At 58.1% G+C, this 25876-nt stretch carries 22 protein-coding genes; all 22 read left to right on the top strand.

The window, feature by feature from the left end; all coding sequences use genetic code 11:
- Positions 1–15: 15 nt before the first annotated feature.
- Entirely contained in the window at positions 16–1254 is a 1239-nt protein-coding gene (locus ACOTX5_RS05920) for a DotU family type VI secretion system protein (RefSeq protein WP_003859963.1), read from the top strand.
- Between the two features lie 2 nt (positions 1255–1256).
- Positions 1257–4877, top strand: a complete 3621-nt coding sequence (gene tssM / locus ACOTX5_RS05915; protein WP_045911211.1) for a type VI secretion system membrane subunit TssM — start codon at positions 1257–1259, stop codon at positions 4875–4877.
- A gap of 16 nt (positions 4878–4893) precedes the next feature.
- Positions 4894–5610, top strand: coding sequence for a type VI secretion system-associated protein TagF (gene tagF / locus ACOTX5_RS05910; protein WP_058686912.1), 717 nt, complete (start codon positions 4894–4896; stop codon positions 5608–5610).
- A gap of 11 nt (positions 5611–5621) precedes the next feature.
- Positions 5622–6638 carry a type VI secretion system protein TssA gene (gene tssA, locus ACOTX5_RS05905; RefSeq protein WP_045911212.1) on the top strand — a complete coding sequence of 339 codons (1017 nt, stop codon included), beginning with the start codon at positions 5622–5624 and terminating at the stop codon, positions 6636–6638.
- A 75-nt stretch (positions 6639–6713) separates the two neighbouring features.
- Positions 6714–7238 carry a type VI secretion system contractile sheath small subunit gene (gene tssB, locus ACOTX5_RS05900; protein WP_008502644.1) on the top strand — a complete coding sequence of 175 codons (525 nt, stop codon included), beginning with the start codon at positions 6714–6716 and terminating at the stop codon, positions 7236–7238.
- A gap of 3 nt (positions 7239–7241) precedes the next feature.
- Complete coding sequence (gene tssC / locus ACOTX5_RS05895) at positions 7242–8741, top strand: type VI secretion system contractile sheath large subunit (RefSeq protein WP_006810956.1); 1500 nt, start codon at positions 7242–7244, stop codon at positions 8739–8741.
- A 79-nt stretch (positions 8742–8820) separates the two neighbouring features.
- Positions 8821–9246, top strand: coding sequence for a Rap1a/Tai family immunity protein (locus ACOTX5_RS05890; RefSeq protein WP_045911214.1), 426 nt, complete (start codon positions 8821–8823; stop codon positions 9244–9246).
- Positions 9247–9249: 3 nt separating this feature from the next.
- Positions 9250–9744, top strand: a complete 495-nt coding sequence (locus ACOTX5_RS05885) for a T6SS effector amidase Tae4 family protein (protein ID WP_022648411.1) — start codon at positions 9250–9252, stop codon at positions 9742–9744.
- On the top strand, positions 9729–10178 hold the full coding sequence (locus ACOTX5_RS05880) for a T6SS amidase immunity protein Tai4 family protein (protein ID WP_022651413.1): 450 nt from the start codon (positions 9729–9731) through the stop codon (positions 10176–10178). Before ACOTX5_RS05885 ends, ACOTX5_RS05880 begins: the two co-directional genes overlap by 16 nt.
- Before the next feature lie 180 nt (positions 10179–10358).
- The gene (locus ACOTX5_RS05875) at positions 10359–10841 is read left to right on the top strand and encodes an Hcp family type VI secretion system effector (RefSeq protein ID WP_014884229.1); all 483 of its coding nucleotides are present in this window, start codon (positions 10359–10361) and stop codon (positions 10839–10841) included.
- A 75-nt stretch (positions 10842–10916) separates the two neighbouring features.
- On the top strand, positions 10917–11906 hold the full coding sequence (locus ACOTX5_RS05870) for a hypothetical protein (RefSeq protein ID WP_032103580.1): 990 nt from the start codon (positions 10917–10919) through the stop codon (positions 11904–11906).
- Positions 11900–12316: a hypothetical protein gene (locus ACOTX5_RS05865; protein ID WP_015570334.1), complete on the top strand. Its 417-nt coding sequence runs from the start codon at positions 11900–11902 to the stop codon at positions 12314–12316. The genes ACOTX5_RS05870 and ACOTX5_RS05865 overlap by 7 nt, the downstream gene beginning before the upstream one ends.
- A gap of 90 nt (positions 12317–12406) precedes the next feature.
- Positions 12407–14182: a type VI secretion system-associated FHA domain protein TagH gene (tagH, locus tag ACOTX5_RS05860; RefSeq protein WP_015570335.1), complete on the top strand. Its 1776-nt coding sequence runs from the start codon at positions 12407–12409 to the stop codon at positions 14180–14182.
- The gene (locus tag ACOTX5_RS05855) at positions 14179–14976 is read left to right on the top strand and encodes a PP2C family protein-serine/threonine phosphatase (protein WP_045911216.1); all 798 of its coding nucleotides are present in this window, start codon (positions 14179–14181) and stop codon (positions 14974–14976) included. Before tagH ends, ACOTX5_RS05855 begins: the two co-directional genes overlap by 4 nt.
- A 16-nt stretch (positions 14977–14992) precedes the next feature.
- Entirely contained in the window at positions 14993–15979 is a 987-nt protein-coding gene (locus tag ACOTX5_RS05850) for a hypothetical protein (protein WP_045142095.1), read from the top strand.
- A 9-nt stretch (positions 15980–15988) separates the two neighbouring features.
- Positions 15989–16801: a type VI secretion system accessory protein TagJ gene (locus tag ACOTX5_RS05845; protein WP_045142094.1), complete on the top strand. Its 813-nt coding sequence runs from the start codon at positions 15989–15991 to the stop codon at positions 16799–16801.
- A complete protein-coding gene (gene tssE, locus ACOTX5_RS05840; RefSeq protein WP_015570336.1) occupies positions 16794–17357 on the top strand; it encodes a type VI secretion system baseplate subunit TssE in 564 nt (187 codons plus the stop codon). Before ACOTX5_RS05845 ends, tssE begins: the two co-directional genes overlap by 8 nt.
- Positions 17358–17359: 2 nt before the next feature.
- Positions 17360–19231, top strand: a complete 1872-nt coding sequence (gene tssF, locus ACOTX5_RS05835) for a type VI secretion system baseplate subunit TssF (protein WP_045911217.1) — start codon at positions 17360–17362, stop codon at positions 19229–19231.
- Complete coding sequence (gene tssG / locus ACOTX5_RS05830; protein WP_045911218.1) at positions 19228–20271, top strand: type VI secretion system baseplate subunit TssG; 1044 nt, start codon at positions 19228–19230, stop codon at positions 20269–20271. Before tssF ends, tssG begins: the two co-directional genes overlap by 4 nt.
- A 38-nt stretch (positions 20272–20309) precedes the next feature.
- A complete protein-coding gene (tssH, locus tag ACOTX5_RS05825) occupies positions 20310–22925 on the top strand; it encodes a type VI secretion system ATPase TssH (RefSeq protein ID WP_234101215.1) in 2616 nt (871 codons plus the stop codon).
- Positions 22926–22949: 24 nt separating this feature from the next.
- The gene (locus ACOTX5_RS05820) at positions 22950–24383 is read left to right on the top strand and encodes a serine/threonine protein kinase (protein ID WP_033486833.1); all 1434 of its coding nucleotides are present in this window, start codon (positions 22950–22952) and stop codon (positions 24381–24383) included.
- A 25-nt stretch (positions 24384–24408) separates the two neighbouring features.
- Positions 24409–25875, top strand: coding sequence for a hypothetical protein (locus tag ACOTX5_RS05815; RefSeq protein ID WP_017384289.1), 1467 nt, complete (start codon positions 24409–24411; stop codon positions 25873–25875).
- Position 25876: the final 1 nt, after the last annotated feature.

The following is a 25876-nucleotide window of genomic DNA, read 5'->3' as shown; positions in this document are numbered from 1 at the left end:
AAGCGAGCGCTTAATATGCAGGAACGACAGGATACCGGCAGTGATGCCGTGTTTACCGGAGCCAGTGGGAACAATCAGCTGGTGGCGGCCGCCAATCCGCTGCTCAATGCGATTCCGCAAATCCGTCATTCGGTTTCCCACGACGATCAGGTCGGGCTGCGCCAGCGCCTGATTGACGAAATTCGCCGTTTCGAAGTGCGATGCCAGCAGGCGGGCTTACCGTATGAAGTGATTGTCGGCGCGCGCTACTGCCTCTGCACGGCGCTGGACGAAGCCGCCGCGCTGACCCCGTGGGGAAGCAGCGGCGTCTGGTCAAGCAATGGTCTGCTGGTGACGTTTCATAACGAAACCTGGGGCGGTGAGAAGTTTTTCCAGCTGCTGGCGCGTCTGTCGCAGAATCCGCGCGAACACATTCTGCTGCTGGAGATGATCAACTACTGTCTGCTGCTCGGCTTTGAAGGCCGCTACCGCGTGCTGGACAATGGCCGGACCCAGCTTGAAACCATCAAACAGCGCCTGTGGCAGATGATCCGTGGCGTGCGCGGCAGCTACCCGCCGCCGCTCTCGCCGCACCCGGAAGATCGCCCCGTACTGCGCAAGCTCTGGCGGCCGATGATCCCACTCTGGGCGTGCGTGGCGCTGGTCGGCTTTATCGCCTGCCTGTTCTATATCGTGCTGAACTGGCGTCTGGGTGATAACACCAGCCCGGTGCTGGCGAAAATTTACCAGTCCCAACTGCCGGAAACCACCATCCAGCAGCCTGCGCGTCAGCTGCCGGCGGTGCTGAACCTGCGCGGCTTCCTGAAACCAGAAATTGATGCCGGTCTGGTGGCCGTTAAGGATGAGGCGGATCGCAGCGTGGTGATCCTGAAAGGGGACGGACTCTTTGCCTCGGCCTCAACGGTGGTGCGCGATCGCTATGAGCCGGTCATCGACCGCATCGCCCAGGCGATGAATAACGTCAGCGGCAAAATTCTGGTGGTGGGGTACAGCGACAACGTGCCGATCCGCAGCGCACGCTTCGCTTCTAACTATGAACTCTCGCTTGAGCGCGCCCGTTCGGTGCAAAAACAGCTCCAGGGTAGCCTCTCGCAGCCTGAGCGCGTCAAAGCCGAAGGGCGGGGTGAGATCAACCCGGTAGCGCCTAACACCACGCCTGAAAATCGCGCCCGTAACCGCCGCGTAGAGATTACGCTGCTGGTATCGCCTGACAATACCCAGGCCGAGCTGAACGGATTGCCGCAAGGAAACTAAGGATGCTGACAACTCTACTTTCTATACTGACCAATCGCATTCTGTGGAGCTTCCTGGGCGTAACGGCGCTCGCGGCGGTCATCTGGATGATTGGCCCGCTGTTGTCCATCGTGGATACCCGGCCCCTTGAATCAGAGCAGAACCGCGTCATCAGCATTGCGGTGGTCTACCTGATTTGGGCCCAGAGCCACATTCTGCCGCGGCTGTATAACGCCTGGCTGAACCGTAAGCTGATGGACAAGCTCAACGAAAATACCACCAGCCCGGAGGCGGCCGATCCGCAGAAACGTCTGAACAGCGAGGAGCAGATCCTTGCCGGGCGTTTCGATGAAGCCGCCCAGATGCTGAAAAAAGCCCACTTCAGCAAAGCGGGACATGGCGCGCAGTGGACGCAGCGCTTTAGCACGCAGTACCTCTATCAGCTGCCGTGGTACGTCATTATTGGCGCGCCGGGTTCCGGTAAAACCACCGCGCTGGCCAACTCCGGGCTGCAATTCCCGCTGGCGGATCGCTTCGGTAAAACCGCGCTGCGCGGCATTGGCGGCACGCGCAACTGTGACTGGTGGTTTACCAACGAGGCGGTTCTGCTGGATACCGCGGGGCGCTACACCACTCAGGAGAGCGAGCAGGTTCAGGACGCCGGAGAGTGGCTGGAATTTATCAACCTGCTGCGTAAATACCGCCGTCGCCAGCCCATTAACGGCGTGATTATCACCATCAGCATTTCCGACCTGCTTTCGCAGTCCGCTGAGGCCTCGCGCCAGCAGGCGGTCAACCTGCGCCAGCGTCTCTCCGAGCTGCATGAACAGCTGGGTATTCGCTTCCCGGTGTATGTGATGGTGACCAAAGCGGACCTGCTTAAAGGCTTCCGCGCCTGGTTTGCGGATTACGACAAAGCCCAGCGCGACCAGATCTGGGGCTTTACGCTGCCGTGGGAGCAGACCAAACACGCTGATTACGACCTGATGGGCAACTTCCAGCAGGAATTTTCCCTGCTGCAACAGCGTCTGGATGCTGGCCTTCCGGAAACCATGCTCAAAGAGCATGACGCCAAAACCCGTGCGGAAGCCTATCTCTTCCCGCAGGAGTTCGCCGCGCTGCGTCCGCTGCTGGCAGACTACCTGAGCACGGTCTTTGCCCGTTCAAACTTCGAAACCGAATTTTCGCCGCGCGGCATCTACTTTGCCAGTGGCACTCAGGAAGGGATGCCGTTTGACCGCGTGATGGGCGAGCTGAATCGCGCGCTCTCCTTACCTGAAGGGGGGGAAAGCACGCGCTGGGATTCGGTGAGCAAAGAGGCGCCGATCCCAGGCGCGAAGGGCCAAAGCTTCTTCATTAAAAACCTGCTGCAAAACGTGATTTTCCAGGAAGCGGGCATCGCCGGGGAAAACCGCTGGTGGGAACTGCGCAACCGCGCCGTGATGTGGTCCGGCTACGCGGCGCTGCTGGCCCTGCTGGTGATCCTGGGTGGCCTGTGGCTGACCAGCTACGCCAAAAATAAAGCCTATCTGGAAGAAGTGGACGCAAAAGTGCCGATGCTGGAGCAGCAGAGCAAGGCGCTGCAAAACCAGCCCCAGCGCGATCTGTTTGCGCTTCTGCCGCTGCTTAACAGCCTGGTGGATCTGCCGAAAAGCAATGCCTTCGACGTTAACGACCCGCCGGTTTCCCGCCGCATGGGGCTTTATCGCGGGGATGACGTCAGCGATGCCTCGCAGTCTCTGTATCAGAAGGCGCTGGATCAGATGCTGCTGCCCGCCGTGGCGATGCACATTACCACCTGGCTGCGCAACGACAACGGCAGCGACGTGGAGTACAGCTATGAGGCGCTGAAAGCCTATCAGATGCTCTACCAGCCGAAGCACTATGACGGCAAATTCCTGCACTCGTGGGTGATGCTTAACCTGCAACGCAACCTGCCACAGAACGTGACGCAGGCGCAGCTTCAGGAGCTGGAATGGCACCTGACCCAGCTGCTGGAGCCAAAAATTCAGGCTTCACCGTATGCGCAGGATGAGGATCTGGTGGCACGTGAAAGGGCGCTTATCAACCAGCAGCCGCTCTCAACACGCGTATATGGCCGCCTGAAACGTCTGCTGGAGCATGATGAGAACCTGAAGCCGGTTTCGCTTTCAGATCTCGGCGGCCCGCAGAGCGAGCTGGTGTTTTCCCGTAAAAGCGGCAAGCCGGTGAGTGAGGGCGTAGCGGGTCTGTATACGCCGGACGGCTACTGGAAGAGCTTCAACGACCAGATCGACAGTGTGACCACCGCCCTGCACGAGGACGATGCCTGGGTACTGGGAGCGACCACCGCTCAGGAAGATAAACAGCAGATCGACAACGCCGTGCGCCAGCTCTACATGCGCGACTTTATCGTCAACTGGGATCGCTTTCTCGCTGACATTCAGCTCAACAACAGCGCCGATCTTTCCCAGCGTATTAACACCGCGCGCCTGCTTTCAGGCACCAACTCGCCGCTGCGCCGTCTGGTGCTTAACCTGAGCAAGGTGCTGACCCTGTCGCGCACTGCGCCTGCGCCGGAAGATGCGCAGAAAGCGGAAGATCAAAGCAACCGCGCCACCCGCACGCTGGAAGCGCTGTTCAGCAACGGTGACAATGCCCCGACGCAGGGCGCGGTCGTGACGCAGGCGCCTGAGCAACTGGTGACCGACCACTATGCGCCGATGATTGAGCTGGCGCAGCCGCTGGAGAAGGGTGGCAAGACCATCGTCTTCGACGATTTTCTTAAGCAGGTTGACGAGCTTTATCGCTACCTGACCGCCGTTCAGGATGCGGCAAACAGCGGTATGCCCGCGCCGGGCGGCGATGCAATCAGCCGCCTGCAAGCCAGCGCGGGACGTCTGCCGGGCGGGCTGCAAACCATGTTCAGCAATATGGCCGTCGGCGCCAGCAGCGACACCCAGCGTCGCGATCTGGAGAACGTGCGTAAGCGCATTAACGTGGAAGTGGGTGGGTTCTGCCGTCAGGCGATTGCCGGGCGTTATCCACTGGTGCGCAGCGCCAGCACCGAGGTGACGCCGGACGATCTCGCCCGCATGTTCGCGCCGGGCACCGGACTGATGGACACCTTTTTCCGCGACAACCTGACCAACAAGGTGGACACCACCCAGGCGAACTGGCGCTTTATGCCGGGCATCGACGGTAAAACGCTGCCGGGCAGCGAAGGGCTGTTGCGTCCGTTCCAGCAGGCGCAGTCTGTCCGCGATGCCTTCTTCGCCAACGGCGCGACCACGCCATCCTTCAGGGTGACGGTGCGCACCGTGCGGATGGACAACACCATTCTGAACCTGACGCTGGACGTGGACGGCCAGCTGCTGCGCTACAGCCACGGTCCGCAGGCGGTGCAGATCATGAACTGGCCGGGGCCGGGCGGGACGAACCAGGTGCGTATGCAGCTCGGTCTGACCAATGGCAGCACCGCAACGCTGGTAACTAACGGTTCCTGGGCGCTCAACCGCTTTTTCGACAAGGCGCGCACCAGCCCTGGCGCGGGTAGCCTGAGCCGTCAGGCGACCTTCAACGTCGACGGACATCAGGTCACGCTGGAGTTTGCCCCGAACAGCATCCGCAACCCGTTCCAGCTTCCCCGTTTCTCATGCCCATAACCGCAAGGACAGCCGTATGACGAATACCCCTGCGATGAACCGTTATAGCTGGTATGGCAAATTACCCAGCGCCGGAGATTTTTTGCAGCGTCGCTTTCCGGATACCCTGCAACGCCAGTGGTCGCACTGGTTCCAGGTCGGCCTGCTGGCCTGGCAACAGGAAGAGCAGCGCAGCGGCGAGCGCCCGTTTTCAAAAGCCCCGGTGTGGAACTTTGTCGTCCCGCCGATGCTCGGTAGCCAGATGATTCAGATGGGCTGCCTGCTGCCGGGCCGTGACAGCGTAGGCCGCCACTATCCGGTATGCCTGCAACTGAGCTTCACCCCCGCCGAGTGGTCATCCCGCCTGCTCGGGCAGGCTGAGAGCTGGTACCAGCAGCTTGGCCGTCTGGGGCTGCACGCGGTGCGTAACAGCTATTCTGCCTCCCAACTAGATGAAATGCTGATGACCATCCCGGCGCCCCAGCCGGTTGAGCCACAAAAGCGTTCCGACATTCTCGACGTGATTGGCTATGACGACGATGATCAGAGCACGCTGGGCTGGCCGCAGGCGGCGGAGTGTTTTGATCCGCTGCGCCAGACCAGCTACTGGTGGACAAACCGCTGCGACGGCTATCCGCTGTACACCCACGTCCACAGTGGAAACTTCACCGGGCAGCTCTTTACGCTGCTGTTCGATCCGGCAGGCGGCGCCCGTCCGGGCCGCCACGGTCTTTACCCGCCTATGTTTGAATAAGCAGGGATCTTATGAATATCGATGAATTTCTCGCGCCGATAAGCTCCGATAACCCCTGCGGTGAAAATCTGGAGTACGACGCCGATTTCCAGGCCATGGGTCAGGCCAGTCAGGGCAAAGCCGAGCAGCAGTTTGGCGACACCATCATTCCGGCAGAGCCTGCCGACTGGAACACGGTGGAAAAACTCGCCACCAGCCTGCTGGGTCGCACCAAAGATCTTCGCGTCATGCTGGCGTTAACCCATGCCTGGACACGTCGTCGCGGTCTGGCAGGTTACGCCGACGGGCTAGTGCTGGTGCAGGAAGCCCTGTCCCGATACTGGGAGCAACTTTACCCTCTGCTGGAAGAGTATGGCGAAACCGATCCGTTCTACCGCATCAACGCCCTCGCCGGGCTGAGTGATAAATCTGACCTGACGGTCGCGGTGCGTAACGCCTCACTGCTCCGCTCAAACGGCGATGAGATTTCGCTCCGTGACGCCCAGGCGCTGCTTGACGGCAGTAAAACCGAGTGTCCGGATTATCCGGGCGGTCGTCCACGACTGATCGATGAGCTGGCCCGGGGCGATCAGCCCGGCACCGAAGCGGTAATCGTGATCAACGAACGCCTGCTGGCCATCCGCGAACTGCTTACCGGCTATCTCGGGGAAAGTGGCGTCCCGGAGATGGAACAGCTGTTGAAAACCGTCGGACTGGTTTCCAGCGCCTGTCAGGTGACCGATATCAGCAAGCTGCTGCCGAACCGTGACGCGCAGGCTGAACAGCACGCCGAGCCGCAGCCGGTGGCCGCGTCGCCCGTTCAGCAGGTGACGGACTGGCGCAGCGTGCAGGTGACCAGCCGTGCCGACGCCCAGCTGATGCTGGAAAAAGCGAAACAGTATTTTGCGCAGTACGAACCCAGCCATCCCGCACCGCTGATGATTGAACGGGTGCAGCGGCTGTCTGAACTCAACTTTATGGACATTATTCGCGACCTGGCGCCAGACGGCGTTAACCAACTGGAAAACATCTTTGGACGCCGCGAATGACGCGTCCTGGCATTATGACGACAGGCATGGAGTCTGCCGTTTCACCTTCACCGCGCATCTTTGATGGAGAACATCATGGCAATGAGTAACAGTGGACAGAAATTCATCGCACGCAACCGTGCTCCCCGCGTGCAGATCGAGTACGACGTAGAGATCTACGGCGCAGAACGCAAAATTCAGCTGCCGTTTGTGATGGGCGTTATGGCCGATCTGGTTGGCAAGCCGGTGGAAAATCTGCCAGCCGTCGACGAGCGTAAGTTCCTGGAAATCGACATCGACAACTTCGACGAACGCATGAAGGCGCTGAAGCCGCGCGTGGCGTTCCAGGTGGATAACACCCTGACCGGCGAAGGTAAGCTCAACGTCGATCTGACCTTCGACAGCATGGACGACTTCCTGCCGGACGCGGTGGCCCGCAAAGTAGAGCCGCTGAACAAGCTGCTGGAAGCCCGTACCCAGCTCTCCAACCTGCTGACCTACATGGACGGTAAAAACGGTGCGGAAGAGCTGATCGCGAAAATTCTCCAGGATCCGACGCTGCTCAAATCCCTGAGCCAGTTGCCAAAAAATGACGAAAGTGCGAAAGGTAGCGAGGAATAATCGATGAGCAACCAGACTCAACAACACGATCAGCAGGCGGGCCAGGCGTTCAGCCAGGACGAGTTCAGCGCGCTGCTGAATAAAGAGTTCCGCCCGAAAACCGATCAGGCGCGCTCTGCCGTAGAAAGCGCGGTTAAAACCCTGGCGCAGCAGGCGCTGGAAAACACCGTGACCTTCTCAAACGATACCTACCGCACCATTCAGAACCTGATTGCCGGTATTGACGAGCAGCTTTCGCAGCAGGTGAACCAGATCATTCACCACGAGGAGTTCCAGAAGCTGGAGAGCGCCTGGCGCGGCCTGAGCTACCTGGTGAACAACACCGAAACCGACGAGATGCTGAAGATCCGCTTTATGAGCATCTCCAAGCAGGAGCTGGGCCGCACCCTGAAACGCTACAAGGGCGTGGGCTGGGACCAGAGCCCGATCTTCAAAAAAATCTACGAGCAGGAGTACGGCCAGTTCGGCGGCGAGCCGTTTGGCTGCATCGTGGGCGACTACTACTTCGACCACAGCCCGCAGGACGTTGAGCTGCTGGGCGAGATGGCGCGCATCGGCTCTGCGGCCCACTGTCCGTTCATCACCGGCACCGCACCGGGCGTGATGCAGATGGAGTCCTGGCAGGAGCTGGCTAACCCGCGCGATCTGACCAAAATCTTCCAGAACACCGAATACGCTGCCTGGCGTTCACTGCGTGAATCGGAAGATGCCCGCTATCTGGGCCTGGTGATGCCGCGCTTCCTGTCGCGCCTGCCGTACGGCATTCGCACCAACCCGGTCGACAGCTTTGATTTTGAAGAGCAGACCGACGGCGCGAACCACAACAGCTACTCGTGGGCAAACGCTGCCTATGCGATGGCGGCCAACATCAACCGCTCCTTTAAAGAGTACGGCTGGTGCACCTCGATTCGCGGCGTGGAATCCGGCGGGGCGGTGGAAAACCTGCCGTGCCACACCTTCCCGAGCGATGACGGCGGCGTGGACATGAAGTGCCCGACCGAGATCGCCATCAGCGACCGTCGTGAAGCGGAACTGGCGAAAAACGGCTTTATGCCGCTGGTGCACCGCAAAAACTCCGACTTCGCCGCCTTCATCGGCGCGCAGTCCCTGCAAAAACCGGCCGAGTATCATGACCCGGACGCCACCGCGAACGCGCGTCTGGCCTCCCGTCTGCCGTACCTGTTCGCCTGCTGCCGTTTTGCTCACTACCTGAAGTGCATCGTGCGCGACAAAATCGGCTCCTTCCGCGAGCGCGAAGAGATGGAACGCTGGCTGAACGACTGGGTGATGAACTACGTGGACGGCGACCCGGCTAACTCCTCCCAGGAAACTAAGTCCCGCAAACCACTGGCGGCGGCGGAAGTGCAGGTGCAGGAAATCGAAGACAACCCGGGCTACTACGCCGCGAAGTTCTTCCTGCGTCCGCACTACCAGCTGGAAGGTCTGACCGTTTCCCTGCGTCTGGTATCTAAACTGCCGTCGCTGAAGACGAAGGACGCGTAATGACGATTGCCGGCCCGAAGGGGCCGGCCATCTGAGCGGAAGAGCTTAGCTTATTTCTGTCAGTGAATAAGGATAGACGGTGAAACATATACTTTTGATCGCGACCAGTTTGCTGGCAGTTTCTACTCTCGCAAGCGCGGACGCTGGAAATTACAAATACCCTCAAGCGGAAGCATTGCCTCAGGATGACACATCAAACTTCCAACGCGATCCGACGCTGTTAACAGGGTACGATTTAGATCTGAGTGCAGAGCGTTTTGCTAAAGCCTGGCTGTCGAAAACGAATGAACGTGAACGCATTAAGGCAAATATATATCTTCTCGGCGTAGTCGACGCGTCTGAGGGCACTGCATGGTGCAAGGGCAGGCCTTTTTTGCCAAATACAATACATGAGTTTCTCTATTCTCGTTTTGCGAACTTATCGAAACAGCAAGGCGAGGAGCGCGCTTCAAAAATCATCATTGACGGCATGAAAGAATTACGCCCGTGCAAAAAAGGAGAGTGACAAATGAGACCATTATACGAACAACTTAAACGTCAGCATTACTCTTCAAATCACACACGCGCGGGTTTTGCCTCGGGTGAACAGGTTTTTTCAGAAATTGGCTACGATTATTCGACGATTATCAAGCAACAACCGGCATACGAAAATACCTGTGCGGTAAGAATGAGCCTGGCATTGTTAAAATGCAATGTTGAATTTACAGGGCGTTTACCCATAAAGACCGGTCCCTATAAGGGAAAAACAATCGAGCCTGGCGCAAAATTACTTGCCGATCAGCTTTATAAATCCCATGTGTTTGGCAAGGCAGAAATCTTTAAAGACCGCGAGGCTGGTGCACGCTCAATGTTGGGCCGAAAAGGTGTTGTTTTCTTCAATAAAATTGATGGGTATGGCGGTGGTCATATCGACCTTATCGAGCCTCTGAGTAATAATTCGTTTATATGTAACTCCGATTGCTTTCCGTACTGTCAGGAAATCTGGTTTTGGGAATTAAAATAATTATATTCAGGTGTCTAAAGACCGTATTTCTTTTGCTCACTTGCTTATCTTTTTCTGCTCGCGGTGACAACCCTTACGTTGATTTTTATCAGCAGCAAACATACCGGCAGGTGGTAAAAGATTTTGTCCTGGCGCGCTGCCTTGCGCAGGTGGCAGATAAAGGCAGTCAATTTTCTGCTGATGCGGCCCGCAGTGCGAGTGCATTTATTGAATGGATACCGTTTGATGCTGAAAACGGTACTGACAAAGTTAACGCCATTATTGGGAAGTATAAAAACCAAATTAATGGTTTCCACTCGGAGCGCAAACCTGATGTAAAAGGCGTAACCTTAAATTGTCTACGTCTTTATCATAGCGACGAACTGAATAAACTGGTTCCGCAGCTCATCATTGGCGATCCTGATCGTACCTGGATTCAGGATAATCCGCAGTAGTAAAAGACTTCACATTCTTTCCTTTCATTCAGGGGGAATGTAAGACTGTCAAATGACACGGGTCGTTTGATATGAGGCAGAGGTAAAATATGGACGGTTTTATTCAGCCCCATGCTTTCCTGTTTGCCATATAAGGGCTTTTTCGAAAGCAATATTGTTCATCCACGAAGAGTAGATATTATGGCTATTGATATGTTTCTGAAGGTCGAGGGTGTTACGGGCGAATCTAAAGATTCTAACCACACCGGCTGGACTGATATTACCTCCTTCTCCTGGGGCGCGTCCCAGCCAGGTAATATGAGCGTTGGCGGTGGCGGCGGTGCCGGTAAAGTGAACTTTAACGATCTGCACGTTAACGCTCTGATCGACAAATCCACTACAGCAATCCTGAAACACTGCGCAAGCGGTAAACACCTGACCAAAGTTGAACTGTCCGTCTGCAAAGCGGGTGGTCAGCAGGTTGAATACACCCGCATCACCCTGGAAGACGTTCTCGTGACTTCCGTTCAGTACACGGGTGCAGACAACGGCGATACCGTTGGCGTGACCTATGCATTCCAGGCTGCGAAAGTGAAACAGCAGTACTGGGAGCAGACCACTGCCGGTGGTAAAGGTGCTGAAAGCAGCGCTGGCTGGAACATCAAAGAAAACAAAGAAGCGTAATTGCGCGCGTGACCGGGGAGTTTTCCCCGGTCATTATTTATAGAGACTTAATTTCGTTTGCAAAGGGATGTCAATATGAGCGTAAAATCAACGGTTGCTCCTGGTTATTGTGTTGTTCAGCAGGCTGGTACGTTAGATTTCCAGGCAAGACTACTGTTCAATAAACCAGACAGTGAAGCGGCACGTTATTTTATGCAAATGAACAGGGACACACGGTGGTTAAAACCCGGGCAAATATTGATCCTTAATGCTCCGGGTGCTGAAAATGCGGTTCAGCTAAAACAATTACAAAATGCAAAGCAAAAGGTTAATGGAGCATTGGCAGAACTGAATACAGATGAAGCTAATTTCTTTAACAAGCATTTTAGTACCATCGCAGCATTAACTAATTTTATGGATAAATCTCTCGGGGTGGTTGCTGATGCAGGTGAAAGGTACTTTAGCGAAATAGAAAAGAAATTAAAAGCTATCGAACTGGCTTATCAAAATCAATACAGAACGCAAGGCACATTGATCGGGCAGCAGTTTTTTGTTGAAAGGCAAAAACTTTTTTCTGAGCTGGACGTTTTATTAAATAAGCTGTCCAGACTAACGCTGAAACTGAAACCTTATGAAGAAATCAAGCACGCTTTAGGTTTATCAAGCAGGTCAATTGTCCACGAATGGAGTACTGCGGGTGTTGCCTCGATACGAGGGTATTCAACATATGTAGACAATGCTTCAAAAGCTGCCCGTTTTCTGAAAATGGGAGGATGGCTTGCTATCGGCTTCGCTGGTGCAAACACAACCAATGAAGTTTACGATGCCTGTACAGTAGGTAGAGAGCAGAGTTGTTCCAAAGTCGCCGTTAAGAAGTACAGTCAATTTGGCGCCAGTCTTGCGGGCGGGATTTATGGCGGAAAATATGGCGCCATGGCTGGGGCTGGCGTATGTGTTGCATTGGGCGTGGCAACAGGTGGTGTAGGGTTGCTCGCGTGTTCTGTGGTAGGCGCCGCTGCGGGTGGATACATTGGTGGCGAAGTTGCCGGTGGAGCAACTGAATATGTCATGGATAAGCTATGGTGAATTTAGAAAATATTCTTTTATTTCTGATTGTTGTTTTATTTTTACTTGTCGTAATTATGGACTTCATCAGTTCCCGTTATTTTAAAAAACACGAGGCCGAATATAATCAGCTTCTTTCAGAATATAGGCAAAAAGGCTACGATCTCGATCTGGTGACAAATTACGCATCATTTTTTGGTTCGCTGGCGAACTATCAAAAAATAATCTGGTTTGTTCGTCTTCGCAAAGGCGTGAAGATGAAATTTACCAAAGACAGAAATGTTCAGGACGATGCCTATAAATTCGTTCAGGCTTTACCGGAAGAGAGAATCGGCTGGATATTAAAACTGCATCGACGCTATAAAGCTCAGGCCTTACTTTTTACGCTATGGCTGCTTATCGGCATTATTTTCCTGAATGTAGTCAAATAGCTTTAATCAGCCCCTAACCCCCAAACCCCGCCGTTCTCACCCCCGAGAGCGGCAGCGTTTGAGCGCTAATCATACCAGCAGGAATACGCCATGCGATTCACGATTATTTCTACGAAACCCGGTCATCAGCCGCCCCAAAGCAGCTGTGATTTTTATGCCCCGGGCGGCACCATTGGGCGCGGTACGGATAACAATCTGGTGCTGCCGGACAATGACCGCACCATCTCGCGTTTGCAGGCCATCGTTCACGTCGACGCCAGTGGCGAATGCCGCGTCACGAACCGCGGCAGCGTTACCCGCGTGGTACTGAATGATATCCCGCTGGAGCGTGGGCGTCAGGTTGAGCTTCAGGATGGGGATATTCTCGGTATTGATGATTATCGCATTGAAGTCAGCGAACTCATTCATGACACCCAGCCCGTAAGCCGCATGGCGGCCAGCATGCAGCAGGCGCGCCCAGTGGCGACACCTGCACCAGCGCCGCAACCGAAACCGGCCAGCGCCGCGCCTCGTGGAAAAGCTGAACCTACGGCCGTGCCGTCGGAAATCTGGGACAGCCTGATGCAGGAGTTTTCCATCTCCGACAGCATCTCCAGCAACCGGGCAAAACCACAGCCCGCCGCATCCCACGATCCGTTCTCTCAGCCTGCGGCCCCGGAGCGGAATGCCGAAGATCCGCTGGCAATGTTTAACGACGCCGAACCGTCGCTTGAACGTAAAAACGTTGACCCGGACACGCTGTTTAGCGATGAAGCGTTGTTTAAAAAAGAGAGCATCTTTGACGATGTCACCCCTTCAACGCTGGTACAGCCGGACGAAAGCAAACCTGCCCAGCCAAAGGAAGAGGCGTCGGACGAACTCGATCCGTTAGCCCTGTTTGGCGGGTCGGCGAGCGCACCTGCCGCGCGTCATGATGACCCTCTCGGCCTGATGGGCGGCGCGCCGTTAACCCATCCGGATGAAATCGTGGCCGATAAGCCGGAGCCAAAGCCTGAACCGCAAGCCGCACAGGAAGAGGATGCGCTGGCCAGCTCACCGCTGTTCGATCCGGAACCGACTGAACCACAGGACGCGCCGCGCGCGGAAGAGGAGCCCGCGCGCCCCGATTACGCTGGCTTCACCATGCCAACGCCGCAGGCCGTGGCGCGCAGCAACGCGCAGGCGCCTAAAGGCCGCCTGCGTATCGACCCGGTTAAAAACGCTGCATCGCCTGCTGCCTCCGCGCAGACCGGCGAGCGGGGCGAGGTGCTTCAGGGCGAACTGCTGGAGGCGCTGCTGGAGGGCATGGGCCTGAGCGAAATGCAGCCGGTACCGCAATTCGACCGGGAAAATATGCGTCAGCTGGGGCAGATCCTGGGCATGTTCTCGCAGGGGACCGTGGCGCTGCTCTCCTCGCGCTCCATCCTCAAGCGTGGGGTGAAAGCCGATATGACCATGGTGCTCGACGATGCGAACAACCCGTTCAAACTGTTGCCGACCGGGAAAACGGTGCTGATCCAGATGTTCGGCACGCCGATGCCGGGCTTTATGCCGCCGACCAAATCGGTGCGTGATGCGCTGATCGATCTCCAGGCACACCAGCTAGGGATGATCTCTGGTATCCGCGCCATTATCGCCGCCATGCTGCAATCCTTTAACCCGGAACAACTGGAAGAGCAGGCGAAGCAGAACGGGATGACGTCACGCCTGGCGCTGCCGGGCAGCCGTAAAGCCGCGCTGTGGGATTATTTCGTTCGCAGCTATGGCGAGACGGCGGGCGAGATCGAGGACGACTTCCATACCCTGTTTGGCGAAGCCTTCCTCCATGCCTATGACATGGAGGTCAATCAGTACAAAGACTCACAAAGCGGATCGGAAGAAAAATGAATATCGCAACGGCTTCTCTCTCCCGCCAGGGGACGCGCGCCAGCAACCAGGATCAGACGGGAGAAACCATCGGGGAACGTTCAGCCTGCTTTGTCGTCTGTGACGGCATCGCGGGCCTGCCGGGCGGCGAGGTGGCCGCTGAGCTGGCCCGCAACAGCATTATTTCCCGCTTTGACGGCGACAAGCACCTGAATGCGCAGCATATTCGTGACTACGTCCAAACGGCGAACCGCACCATCCTCAGCGAACAACAGGCCGTGCAGGACTATCGCCGGATGGGCACCACGCTGGTCAGCCTGTTTATCGACAGGGATTACCGTCTGGCTTACTGGGCGCACGCCGGAGACAGCCGCCTGTACCTGTTTCGCCGCGGCTGGCTGTGGCATGTCACCACCGATCACAGCCTCGTCCAGCAGATGAAAGATGCCGGGCATCAGACCGACGATCTCAACAGCAACCTGCTGTATCTGGCGCTGGGTATTGAGAATGGCGGACCGGAAGCGAGCTACAGCGATGTCGTGCAGGTTGAGGACGGTGATGCCTTCCTGCTCTGCACCGACGGTTTCTGGCACGGCGTCAGCGAAGAGCAGATGAAGCAGTCGCTGCACATGGTCAATACGCCACAGGAGTGGCTGACCTTAATGAACCAAATCATTCAAAAGAATGCCGACCAGGAGGGCAATGCTCAGGATAACTATACCGCCGTGGCGGTGTGGATGGGCAACCCTCAGGACACCACTTTGCTGCATACGCTCTCTGACGCAGCACAATTTCTTCCCTGCGGAACTGATTAGACACACAAGGATTGATATGAAACTTTGGCTATCGGGTTTGGCTCTTCTGACGGTGGCGACCACCGCACAGGCTGAAAACTTCCGCATCGTGCAGTCTCCTGCGCAGAAGCTGGATATCTGGATCGACAACATTAAAGACAATACGCCGCAAAGCTGGTGTAAGGCGGACGTGGCGCTGCGTATCGTGGCGAACGGCAAGAAAGAGGTTTCGGTGCTGGAAAACTTCGTGCCGCGCCTTGGCTCGCTGCTGGAGCACCAGTGCAGCAAGCTGAATACCCTGAACTGGACGCTTAACGATCCGGAAGGCACGACGCTTGCCCGGGGCACAGCGGCTAAAGCGCAGGACTGGGCGCTGGTGGTGAAGCAGCAGGAAACGGCGGCGGCAACGACCCCCACCTCAGGCGCGCTGCTGCCGCCTGACCAGAATCCGGAGACGCACACCGTGGCGGCAGATCGTACGCCATGGCAGGAGTTCACCCTTCAGGACGGTTGCCATCTGCGCACCTTCTGGGAGGGCGGTTCCTCCGCGCCAGCGCTGTTTATTCCGGATTCCGACACCACCCGCTGCGGCAACGGCAGCTGGCTCAGCGGCCACTCCGTGGTGACGCAGAACCGTAACGGGACGCAGAAAGCGATTCCGGTCACCTACATTCACGGCTTCCCGGTGATGGGGCTGAACAACGCAGTCGATCCTGAAAAGGCGCTGATCACCTCCGTCAACAAAGAACGCATGGTCTTCAGCACCCCGAACAGCGACCAGAGCTGGATGATCCTGCCGTACGACAGCACCCTGAACGGCTGGAAGAGCAACGGCACGGTGGCGGTGGAAATCACCCGTGAGATCGCCAGCGACGACGCTAGACTCCAGGCGCGTATCGCAGAGGTGAAGAAGATCTGGAACGCATGGGTTGCACCGGGCGCGGAGCTGAACGTTGTTCTGATTGACACGCTGCGTCCGCAGCTGCGCGATCCGGCAGTGGGCGCCTGGCGCGCGGCGAATTAAGGAGGGGCTATGAATACGCTTTATCAACGTCTGGCGGGGGAGTCGATTAGCGACGCGCTGCTTCGCCTGGAAGCCGATATCAAAGCCCGTCCGGCGGATGCCGATCTGCGCGCTGCGTTTGTGCAGTTTCTGATCCTCAGCGGCAACTGGGCGCGCGCCCTGACCCAGCTGAAAAGCTGGCTGGCGCTGAAGCCGCAGGCAAAACCGACCGTAACGCTGCTGGAGCAGGCCATTCAGGGTGAACAGCAGCGTGCGCGCGTGTTCGCGGGAGAGGTACGACCGGCAATGCCCGAGGCGCAGTGGCCGTGGCTGACGACGTTAGCCCAGGCGCTGACCGAAAGCGCAGGGCAAGCGCAAACGCTGCGCCTGGCGGCACTCGAACAGGCCCCGGCAAGCCGCGGGCAGGTCACGCTGGAGAATGAAGAGAGCCACACCTTTGAATGGCTGATGGACGGCGATGCCCGTCTGGGGCCGGTGTGTGAAACCCTGGTCAATGGCCGTTACTTCTGGGTGCCGTTCTGCGCCATCGACGCGATCCGTTTTCAGGCTCCGGCCAGCGTGACCGATCTGGTGTGGCGTCATGCGCTGGTCCGCCTCACGGACGGCACCGAGCAGGTGTGTCAGATCCCGGCGCGTTATCCGTTTGCTGACGGGGCGCCAGACAGCGTTAAGCTGGGGCGCACCACCGAATGGCTCCCGCTGGACGATGACGGCGTCCTGTATGAAGGCATGGGACAGAAAGCCTGGCTGAGCGAGCAAAGCGAAAGCCCGCTGCTTACCCTGAGCCTGGTGACATTTACCTCGGATGGTGCGGATGAGTAATCCCGCTGGCGAAGGCGATCTGCTGCGCAGCGGCTGGCAGGCCCGCAGCAGGCAGGAGAAAGTGGGGGCGCGCGACAAAATGCAGCCTTCACTGCTGGATCGCCTGACGGATAACGATCCGGAAAAAAAACGCGAGTCCGCCAACAGCAATCTGATTACCCACGCCGCGCTGCGTCGTAACGTCCTGCGGGATTTACAGTGGTTGTTTAATACCATTAACCACGATGCCTCCAGCGATCTGAGCGGGCTGACGCAGGTGAGCCGTTCCGTCGTTAACTTTGGCGTGGCGCCGCTGGCGGGGAAAAGAATGTCCGATATCGAATGGCACGACATTCAGCGCAAGCTCACCGAAGCGATTATTAACTTTGAACCGCGGATCCTGCCGCAGGGGCTTCAGGTTCGCTGCGTGTCCGACACCTCCTCGTTAGATCTGCACAACGTTCTGTCTATCGAAATCAAAGGTCGCCTGTGGTGCGTGCCGTATCCGCTGGAGTTTCTCTTTCGCACCGACGTCGATCTTGAGAACGGCCATTTTGAACTGAAGGATGCGGGGTAATTATGGAAAGCAAACTGCTCGAATATTACAACCGTGAACTGGCCTATCTGCGCGAGATGGGCGCAGAGTTCGCCGAACGCTACCCGAAAGTGGCGGGGCGGCTCGGCATGCGCGGCATCGAAGTGGCGGACCCGTACATTGAGCGCCTGATGGAAGGTTTCGCCTTCCTGACCTCCCGCGTGCAGATGAAAATGGACGCCGAATTCCCGCGCTTTTCACAGCGTATGCTGGAGATGATTGCGCCAAATTATCTGGCGCCTACGCCGTCGATGGCGATCGCTGAAATTCAGCCCGACAGCAGCCGGGGCGACCTGAGCAAAGGCTTTATTGTGCCGCGCGGCACCATGATGGACAGCCTGGCGCTGAAAAAAACCGGGGTTACGTGCAGCTATACCACGGCGCACGAGGTCAACCTGCTGCCGTTAAAAATTGAGCGGATCGAGCTGGGCGGCGTTCCCGCCGATCTGCCGCTGGCCCAGCTCGGCCTGAGCCAGCGGGGGATCAGCAGCGCCTTGCGGGTCCGCATTGCCTGCGATGGTCCGCAGCATCTCGGGCACCTGGACTTTGACCGCCTGGAGTTCTTCTTAAGCGGCCCGGACATCGAGGCGCTGAAGCTGCTGGAGCTGGTGATGGAGCACCACGCGGGTATTGTCTGCCAGACGGTCAGCAAGCAGCCCCAGCGCCAGCTGCTGTCGTCTGACGTCCTGCGTCAGGAAGGCTTTAATGCGGACCAGGCGCTGCTCCCGGACGATCTGCGCAACTTCGACGGCTATCGCCTGTTGCAGGAGTACTTTGCGTTCCCGGCGCGTTTTCGTTTCATCAGCCTGAGCGGGCTGGGCAAGCTGATCCAGCGCTGCGAAGACGAAAAAGCGTTTGATATCTTCATTCTGCTCGACAAGAGCGACGATCAGCTGGAGCGCGTGGTGGATGCCAGCCACCTGGCGCTGCACTGCACGCCGGTGATCAACCTGTTCCCGAAAGTGGCGGCCCGGCAGAAGCTGAGCGAAAGCCAGCATGAATACCACCTGGTGGTGGATAACATCCGCCCGCTGGATTATGAAATTTATGCCGTGAAAAAAATCTATGCCAGCGCCGATGGTCAGCGGGACGACCAGACGTTTCGTCCGTTCTGGAGTACCTGGAGCGGAGACGCGGGCAACTACGGCGCCTATTTTTCCCTGCGCCGTGAGCAGCGCGTTCTCTCCGAACACGCGCTGCGCTATGGCACCCGCACGGGCTATATCGGCTCGGAGGTCTTCGTCTCGCTGGTGGATGCGCAGCACGCGCCGTGGCAGGAGAATTTGCGCTACATTTCCGCCGAGGTGCTGTGCACCAGCCGTGACCTGCCGCTGATTCTCCAGCAGGAGCTTGGGCAGTTTATTATGGCCGACTCCATGCCGGTGAAGGCGTTAACCCTGCGTAAAGGCCCGACGCCGCCGCGTCCGGCGCTGGCGGAAGGGTTCAGCACCTGGCGGCTCATCAGCCAGCTGCAAATGAACTACCTCAGCCTGATGGACAGCGAAAACGAAGAGGGCGCTGCCGCGCTGCGTCAGCTGTTAGGGCTGTACGCCAACCTGGCCGAGACGCCGGTTGCCCGTCAGGTGGATGGCGTTCGTCACTGCGTGCTGGAGCCGGTGCACCGTCGCGTGCCTGAACCCGGCCCGGTGGTGTTCGCCCGCGGGATCGGCATCACCCTGACGGTGGACGAACGCGCCTTTTCCGGCGCCAGCCCGTGGCTTTTCGGCAGCGTGCTGGAACGCCTTTTTGCCCGCCTGGTCTCCATCAACAGCTTTACGGAGTTCACGCTCAAGAGCCAGCAGCGTGGTGAAATCGGCTACTGGGCGCCGCGCATGGGTAAAAGGGCGCTGGTATGAGTGAAGTTGCCCCTGTAACGCTGCGCGTGCATCGCCTGACGCCGCTGCCCGATGCGTTCTGGCGCGGGGTGCGCGAGACGCCGTGGCGCTACGATCTGTTCCAGCTGTTAAGACGCATTGATGCCCAGGGCGGTGAACGTTACCCGCTGGGGCGCGCGCCGCTGCCGAAATTTGAGCCGCTGCGTATTGGTCAGCAGCCTTCAATGGGCTTTGCGCCGTCAACGGTTGCTGAGGTCCGGCAGCGGGAAGAGAACGGACTGCATGACGTTTCCATACTGAGCTTCGGCCTGTTTGGTCCTAACGGCCCGCTGCCGGTGCACATGACTGAGTATGCCCGCGAGCGTATTCATCATCATCAGGATCACAGCCTCAGCGCGTTTGCCGACCTTTTTCACCACCGCCTGACGCTGCTGTTCTACCGCGCCTGGGCGGACGCGCAGCCTGCCGTTTCACTGGATCGCAACGACAACAGGCGCTTCGAAGGGTATCTGGCATCGCTGATTGGCATGGGGCAGCCTGCCCAGATGTCGAAAGGCAGCCTGAGCGCGCACGCCCGCTTTACTCACGCCGGGCACCTGACCCGACACGGGCGGGACCCGGAAGGGCTGGAGAAAATCCTGCGCAACTATTTCAACGTGCCGGTCAGGCTGGTGGCCAACGTCCCGCAGTGGATGCCGCTCTCAACGCGGGAGCAGGCACAGCTGGGCGAGGGGCGGCGTATGCCGCGCATGGGAGAGTCCGCTTTTCTCGGCATTGCGGTACGCGACGTGCAGCATAAATTTCGGCTTGAGATTGGCCCGTTGAGCGCAGACGACTACAACCGTTTTCTGCCGGGCGAAGGGTGGGTGACCGAGCTGCGCGACTGGGTGCGACAGTACGCCGGGGTGGAATTTGAATGGGAAACACGGGTGATCCTGCGCGCCGATGCGGTGCAGGGCGCCACGCTCGGTAGCGCCGGGCGATTAGGGTACAACACCTGGCTCGGCCTTCAGCCTCAGCCTGTTCCGCGTGGCGATCTGGTGTATCGCGCAGAGCGATAATCCTTCCGTATACCGAATCATTGTTAATGGAAACTAACATGTCAGAAATTAGCCGTGCCGTGCTTTTCGGCAAACTGGATACGCTGTTATTTACCTCTCTGGAAAGCGCGACTGCCTTCTGTAAGCTGCGCGGCAACCCGTACGTTGAGCTGGTGCACTGGTTGCATCAGCTGATGCAGCAGCAGGATGGCGATCTGCAACAGGTCATCCGTCACTTCGCCCTTGATGAACAGCAGCTGACACGCGATATCGTGGCGGCGCTGGATGCCCTGCCGCGTGGCGCGAGTTCCGTGTCTGATCTTTCCGAGCATATCGACAGCGCCGTCGAGCGCGCCTGGGTCTACGGCTCGCTGAAGTTTGGCGTCAGCCGCATCCGCGGCGGCCATTTGCTGATCGGCATACTGAAAACGTGGAATCTGGCTAACGTGCTGAAAAGCATTTCGGCGCAGTTCACCCGTCTTAACGTCGAGGTGCTGATCGAGCAGTTCGACGCCATTTGCGCCAGCAGCAAAGAGAGCCAGCAGGCCGCCGCCGCTGCGGACGCGCCTGCCGGGGCAGTACCGGCTGCGCAGGGCACGCTGGCGCAGTATGGTCAGGATCTGACGGCGCGCGCCCGGGAAGGGAAAATCGACCCGGTGGTGGGGCGCGATGAAGAGATCCGCCAGATGGTCGATATTCTGATGCGTCGTCGCCAGAACAACCCCCTGCTGACCGGGGAAGCCGGCGTCGGGAAAACGGCGGTGGTGGAAGGGCTTGCGCTGCGTATCGCTGACGGCGACGTGCCGGAGCCGCTGCAAAACGTTCAGCTGTGGCTGCTGGATATCGGCATGCTTCAGGCCGGCGCGGGCATGAAAGGGGAATTTGAGGCGCGCCTCCAGGCGCTGATTAACGAGGTGCAGTCCATCGCCACGCCAATTATTCTGTTTATCGATGAGATCCACACCCTGATTGGCGCAGGCGGTCAGCAGGGCACCGGCGATGCCGCTAACCTGCTCAAACCTGCCCTGGCGCGCGGGCAACTGCGCACCATCGGCGCGACCACCTGGGCGGAATACAAAAAATACATTGAGAAAGATCCGGCGCTGACCCGCCGTTTCCAGACCGTACAGGTTCACGAGCCGGACGAAGCCAAAGCCGTGCTGATGCTGCGCAGCACCGTGTCGCCGCTGGAAACTCATCATCAGGTTTTACTTCTCGACGAAGCGGTCAGCGCGGCGGTGAAACTGTCGCATCGCTATATTCCTGCGCGTCAGCTGCCGGATAAAGCGGTGGCGCTGCTGGACACCGCCTGCGCGCGCGTGGCCGTCAGCCAGAGTGCGCCGCCTGCCCAGCTGGAAGACTGTCTGCGTCACCTGGCGGCCCTGGACGTGGAGCTGGAGATTGCTGAACGCGAAGCGCGCGTGGGGGCGGGCGATCCGGCGCGTGTGGCGGCCTTAACCGCCGAACGTGACGCGTTCGAAACCCAGCGCGAAGCCCTGGCTCGTCGCTGGGAAGAAGAGCGCACGCGGGTGCAGGAGATTATCCGTCTGCGTGCCGCGCTGTTTGCGGCGGGTGATGAGGATACGGCTGAACTGCGCGGTCAGCTGGCAGAACAGCAGCAGGCGCTGAAGACCTTACAGGGTGACGAACCGCTGCTGTTTGCCGCGGTGGATGAGAACGTGGTGGCTGCGGTGGTCTCAGACTGGACCGGGATCCCGCTGGGCCGGATGGTGAAAAATGAGATCGACGCGGTGCTGAATCTGGCCGACACGCTGAACCAGCGGGTTATTGGTCAGCGTCACGGTCTGGATCTGATTGCCCGTCGGGTAAAAACCTCGCGGGCGAAGCTTGACGATCCGAACAAACCGGTCGGCGTATTCATGCTCTGCGGGCCATCCGGCGTGGGTAAAACTGAAACCGCGCTGGCGCTGGCGGAGTCCCTTTACGGCGGCGAGCAGAACGTCATTACCATCAACATGAGTGAATTCCAGGAAGCGCACACCGTTTCGACGTTAAAAGGTGCGCCTCCGGGCTATGTGGGCTATGGTGAAGGCGGCGTCTTAACCGAGGCCGTGCGCCGCCGTCCCTACAGCGTGGTGCTGCTGGATGAAATTGAAAAAGCGCACCCGGACGTGCACGAGATCTTCTTCCAGGTCTTCGACAAGGGCTGGATGGAGGACGGCGAAGGGCGTCACATTGATTTCCGTAATACCATTATTATTCTGACCTCTAACGTCGGCACCGACCTGATCGCAGCCATGTGCGCCGACCCGGAACTGATGCCGGAGCCTGACGCGTTAAGCGGCGCCCTGCGCCAGCCGCTGCTGGAGGTGTTCCCGCCTGCGCTGCTGGGCCGCCTGCTGGTGGTGCCGTATTACCCGCTGAGCGACGAGATGCTGGGGCAGATTGTGCGTCTTCAGCTCAGGCGCATTCAGCGTCGTCTGGAAGAGAATCACAACATTATTTCTGAATTTGACGACAGCGTGGTCGAACAGATTGTTCAGCGCTGTACCGAGGTTGAGTCGGGCGGGCGTATGGTGGATGCGATTCTGACCAATACGTTGCTGCCTCAGATGAGCCAGATTTTACTTACCGCCAGCCGCAGCGACGAGCAGTACCGACGTCTGCATGTCACCTGCGAGCAGGGCGAGTTCCACTGTCAGTTTGCCGCGTAATAATCATCAAGAGAACTGTAAAAGATGACGGATAATGATAACAATCGGACTGTCCCAAACGCGCTCCCGGTCGGGTACCGTTTCAATGAGTTTGAGATAAAAGAGGTGATTGGCGGCGGCGGATTCGGCATCGTCTATCGCGCCTGGGATCACCAGCTCGAACGCACTATCGCTATCAAAGAATTTATGCCTTCCTCCCTCGCCGTGCGCGGCGAGGATATGACGTTGGTGCTGCGCAGCGAGCGCTTCGGCAAAGCGTTTTCTGCCGGTCTGAACAGCTTCATCCAGGAAGCCCGCCTGCTGGCGCGCTTTAACCACCCGAACCTGCTGCACGTACTGCGTTTCTGGGTGCAAAACGACACGGCCTATATGGGGACGCTGTTTTACAGCGGTACCACGCTGTCGCGTCTGCGCGAAGAGAAACCGGAGCTGATTAACGAGGCGTGGATCCGCCGCATGCTGCCAATGCTCTTCGGCGCCATCAAAACGATCCACGACGAGGGTTATCTGCACCGCGACATCTCGCTGGATAACATTCAGATTCAGGATAACGGCCTGCCGGTGCTGCTCGATTTCGGATCGGCGCGCCGCACCATCGGTAATCTCTCGGATGAGACGGAAACCATGCTGCGTCCGGGCTTCGCGCCTATCGAGCAGTATACCGACGACAATGAAAGCGAGCAGGGGCCGTGGACGGATATCTACGCGCTCGGCGCCGTATTGCGCACCCTCATCGTAGGCTCTCCGCCACCGGTCAGCGTGGTGCGCTCGATTCAGGATACCTGCAAACCGCTGGTGGAGCTGATGCCGCAGGGCTATTCCATCCCGCTGCTACAGGCCATCGACAAGGCGCTGGCGCTGCATATGGAAGATCGTCCGCAATCCATTGAGGAGTTCGCGGCGCTGATCGAGATGCCCGTCGCCGGTATCGACGAGGTGCTTACCGCGAAGAAGACCGGCACGATGCTGGTGCCGGTGGAAGAGGAGACATCTGCTTCCGCGCTGGACTGGCGACGTTACAAGCTTCCGGGGCTGGTGGCCGCGGGCGTGCTGGTTGGGGTGGTTGCCGGTGCGATGCTGTTCGGCGGCGACAGTCAGGAAACGCCAGCGCAGACGGCGCAAACGCCTGCCGTGAACCCTCCGGCTGAGACATCCGCCCAGGCGGAAACCAGACCGGCAACGGCAGACGTGAGCGAGCCGGTTGCGCCACCTGCTACGGCGCAGCAGAGTGCGCCGCCTGTCGACGCCAGCCCGGTCGCGCTGGTCTACATCCGCATGCTTGATGGCGAGACGCTGAAGGTGAACGGCGAGTCTAAAGCGCTGCGTCCGGGCAATAACGGTTACGCATCGCTGAAATTGCCTGCGGGCGAGACCCGCATTGAACTGGAAGGCAATGGAAGAACGCGTACCCAGACGCTGGATATTGCGAAGCCAGGCACCTGGCTGGTGAATCCGTAAGCCTGCGGGTAACAGGACGGAGCGAATGTATAACATCAAGTTTGTCTATCTGTTCCACGAGAACGTCTCGCCAGCGCTGTTTGCGAAAATAATCCGCCCGTCCGTTGCCGGACAGTGGATTATGTCGGTTCCCGACCATTCGCTGCGCTCGCTCTTCACGCGCTACGATCTGCTGCGCACGATCACCGGTGCGAATCCTTATCAGTCCGGGCGCGATACCCGCACGCTGATCGCGCAGGATTTAGAGATGGGCAGAGTGGTTGCCATTGACGAAAGTTTTCGTGACTGGTCATCAGTAACGGAAATTTTTTACATCAATGCCAAAGGGCAACTCCAGGCTGCCTCGCTGGTCGGCCTGGGCTGGTATCCGGTGAGTACGATTGTCGACCGCTACGAAACCATGGTGAGAACGTACGGATCTCGCCCTGCGCCAACGGTACTGCCAAAACAGGTGGTGAAATCTAAAACGGCACAGGTGCCGGATGAACCTACTCCGGGCAAGGACGGTAAAACCTATGCCGGGCAGCTTCAGAAGATGACCAAAGCAGAGCGCTGGCAGGCGCGTAAGGATCTGATTGCGAAGGGGAGTAATAGCCTTTATCCGGATGCCCAGATCGCCGCGAAGCGTCTGGCGGCGAATAATATCGCGGTGGAAAAAGCGAAGCTTGCGGAAAATATTTATAAGACCGTGAACCCGCTGGAAACCACACCGGGCGTGCCGGAGGGGTGGACGGATATCAGTAATGACGATGCGCTGTTAGGAAAGTTCGGGCTGAACAAATCAATGCTCTTTGACGATGATACGTCCCCCAATTTTCTGGCGCGCGTCTATCAACCGAAGCCGGAAGTGTTTGGTACAGATATGAACCCCACACTGGTATTCAGGGGATCGCGCGAGCCTGGTTTCGCCTCCCTGTCTGAGAATGTCTCCTCTTTACTGACCAAAGGGGAGCTGGCGCCGGTGGTAAACGGGGCTGACTGGTCGAATAACTTCTCACAGGGCATGGGTATGGCTTCAGATTATTATAAAAAGGCCGTGAGTATCGGTAAGGAGCTGGCAAGGTCAGGCCAGAATATTGATATTGCCGGTCATTCCCTTGGCGGTGGCCTCGCCTCTGCAACCTCCATGGGCAGCGGGAAAGCGGGATGGACGTTCAACGCCGCCGGCCTGAATGCCGGAACCGTAGAAAAATACGGCGGCAAGATATTAGGCAGTACGGATAATATCCAGGCTTATCGGGTTGAAGGTGAGCTGCTGACGAAGATTCAGGAAGTTAACCCCTGGGAGGATCTGAAAACGATGAAAGGGCATGTCCCTTCGTGGATCCTCAAAGAGGAAATCTCTGCGCTGAGCCCTAATGCTGCCGGAATACCCCACGATCTTCCCGGTGGAACCGGAAGCGCGCTGGACCGCCACGGGATTAATCAGGCTATTGATTGCATAGAGCAGCAGAAGGATGAGGATATTTCGATAATCGGGAGTCGATTGTGAA

Source organism: Enterobacter cloacae complex sp. IR5441, from assembly GCF_049238215.1.
GTDB lineage: Bacteria > Pseudomonadota > Gammaproteobacteria > Enterobacterales > Enterobacteriaceae > Enterobacter > Enterobacter hormaechei_C.
The sequence above is the reverse complement of the archived record's forward strand: the minus strand, read 5'-3'. Positions and strand labels throughout refer to the sequence as shown.

What these genes read in the sequence shown, in the direction of transcription:
- ACOTX5_RS05920 (WP_003859963.1), top strand. Translation starts at nt 16, where the DNA reads ATGCAGGAACGACAGGATACCGGCAGTGATGCCGTGTTTACCGGAGCC.
- ACOTX5_RS05850 (WP_045142095.1), top strand. Translation starts at nt 14,993, where the DNA reads ATGAAACTTTGGCTATCGGGTTTGGCTCTTCTGACGGTGGCGACCACC.
- ACOTX5_RS05815 (WP_017384289.1), top strand. Translation starts at nt 24,409, where the DNA reads ATGTATAACATCAAGTTTGTCTATCTGTTCCACGAGAACGTCTCGCCA.
- tagF (WP_058686912.1), top strand. Translation starts at nt 4,894, where the DNA reads ATGACGAATACCCCTGCGATGAACCGTTATAGCTGGTATGGCAAATTA.
- tssC (WP_006810956.1), top strand. Translation starts at nt 7,242, where the DNA reads ATGAGCAACCAGACTCAACAACACGATCAGCAGGCGGGCCAGGCGTTC.
- ACOTX5_RS05820 (WP_033486833.1), top strand. Translation starts at nt 22,950, where the DNA reads ATGACGGATAATGATAACAATCGGACTGTCCCAAACGCGCTCCCGGTC.
- tssF (WP_045911217.1), top strand. Translation starts at nt 17,360, where the DNA reads ATGGAAAGCAAACTGCTCGAATATTACAACCGTGAACTGGCCTATCTG.
- tssE (WP_015570336.1), top strand. Translation starts at nt 16,794, where the DNA reads ATGAGTAATCCCGCTGGCGAAGGCGATCTGCTGCGCAGCGGCTGGCAG.
- ACOTX5_RS05845 (WP_045142094.1), top strand. Translation starts at nt 15,989, where the DNA reads ATGAATACGCTTTATCAACGTCTGGCGGGGGAGTCGATTAGCGACGCG.
- tagH (WP_015570335.1), top strand. Translation starts at nt 12,407, where the DNA reads ATGCGATTCACGATTATTTCTACGAAACCCGGTCATCAGCCGCCCCAA.
- ACOTX5_RS05870 (WP_032103580.1), top strand. Translation starts at nt 10,917, where the DNA reads ATGAGCGTAAAATCAACGGTTGCTCCTGGTTATTGTGTTGTTCAGCAG.
- ACOTX5_RS05855 (WP_045911216.1), top strand. Translation starts at nt 14,179, where the DNA reads ATGAATATCGCAACGGCTTCTCTCTCCCGCCAGGGGACGCGCGCCAGC.
- ACOTX5_RS05885 (WP_022648411.1), top strand. Translation starts at nt 9,250, where the DNA reads ATGAGACCATTATACGAACAACTTAAACGTCAGCATTACTCTTCAAAT.
- ACOTX5_RS05875 (WP_014884229.1), top strand. Translation starts at nt 10,359, where the DNA reads ATGGCTATTGATATGTTTCTGAAGGTCGAGGGTGTTACGGGCGAATCT.
- ACOTX5_RS05865 (WP_015570334.1), top strand. Translation starts at nt 11,900, where the DNA reads ATGGTGAATTTAGAAAATATTCTTTTATTTCTGATTGTTGTTTTATTT.
- tssB (WP_008502644.1), top strand. Translation starts at nt 6,714, where the DNA reads ATGGCAATGAGTAACAGTGGACAGAAATTCATCGCACGCAACCGTGCT.
- tssM (WP_045911211.1), top strand. Translation starts at nt 1,257, where the DNA reads ATGCTGACAACTCTACTTTCTATACTGACCAATCGCATTCTGTGGAGC.
- tssH (WP_234101215.1), top strand. Translation starts at nt 20,310, where the DNA reads ATGTCAGAAATTAGCCGTGCCGTGCTTTTCGGCAAACTGGATACGCTG.
- tssA (WP_045911212.1), top strand. Translation starts at nt 5,622, where the DNA reads ATGAATATCGATGAATTTCTCGCGCCGATAAGCTCCGATAACCCCTGC.
- tssG (WP_045911218.1), top strand. Translation starts at nt 19,228, where the DNA reads ATGAGTGAAGTTGCCCCTGTAACGCTGCGCGTGCATCGCCTGACGCCG.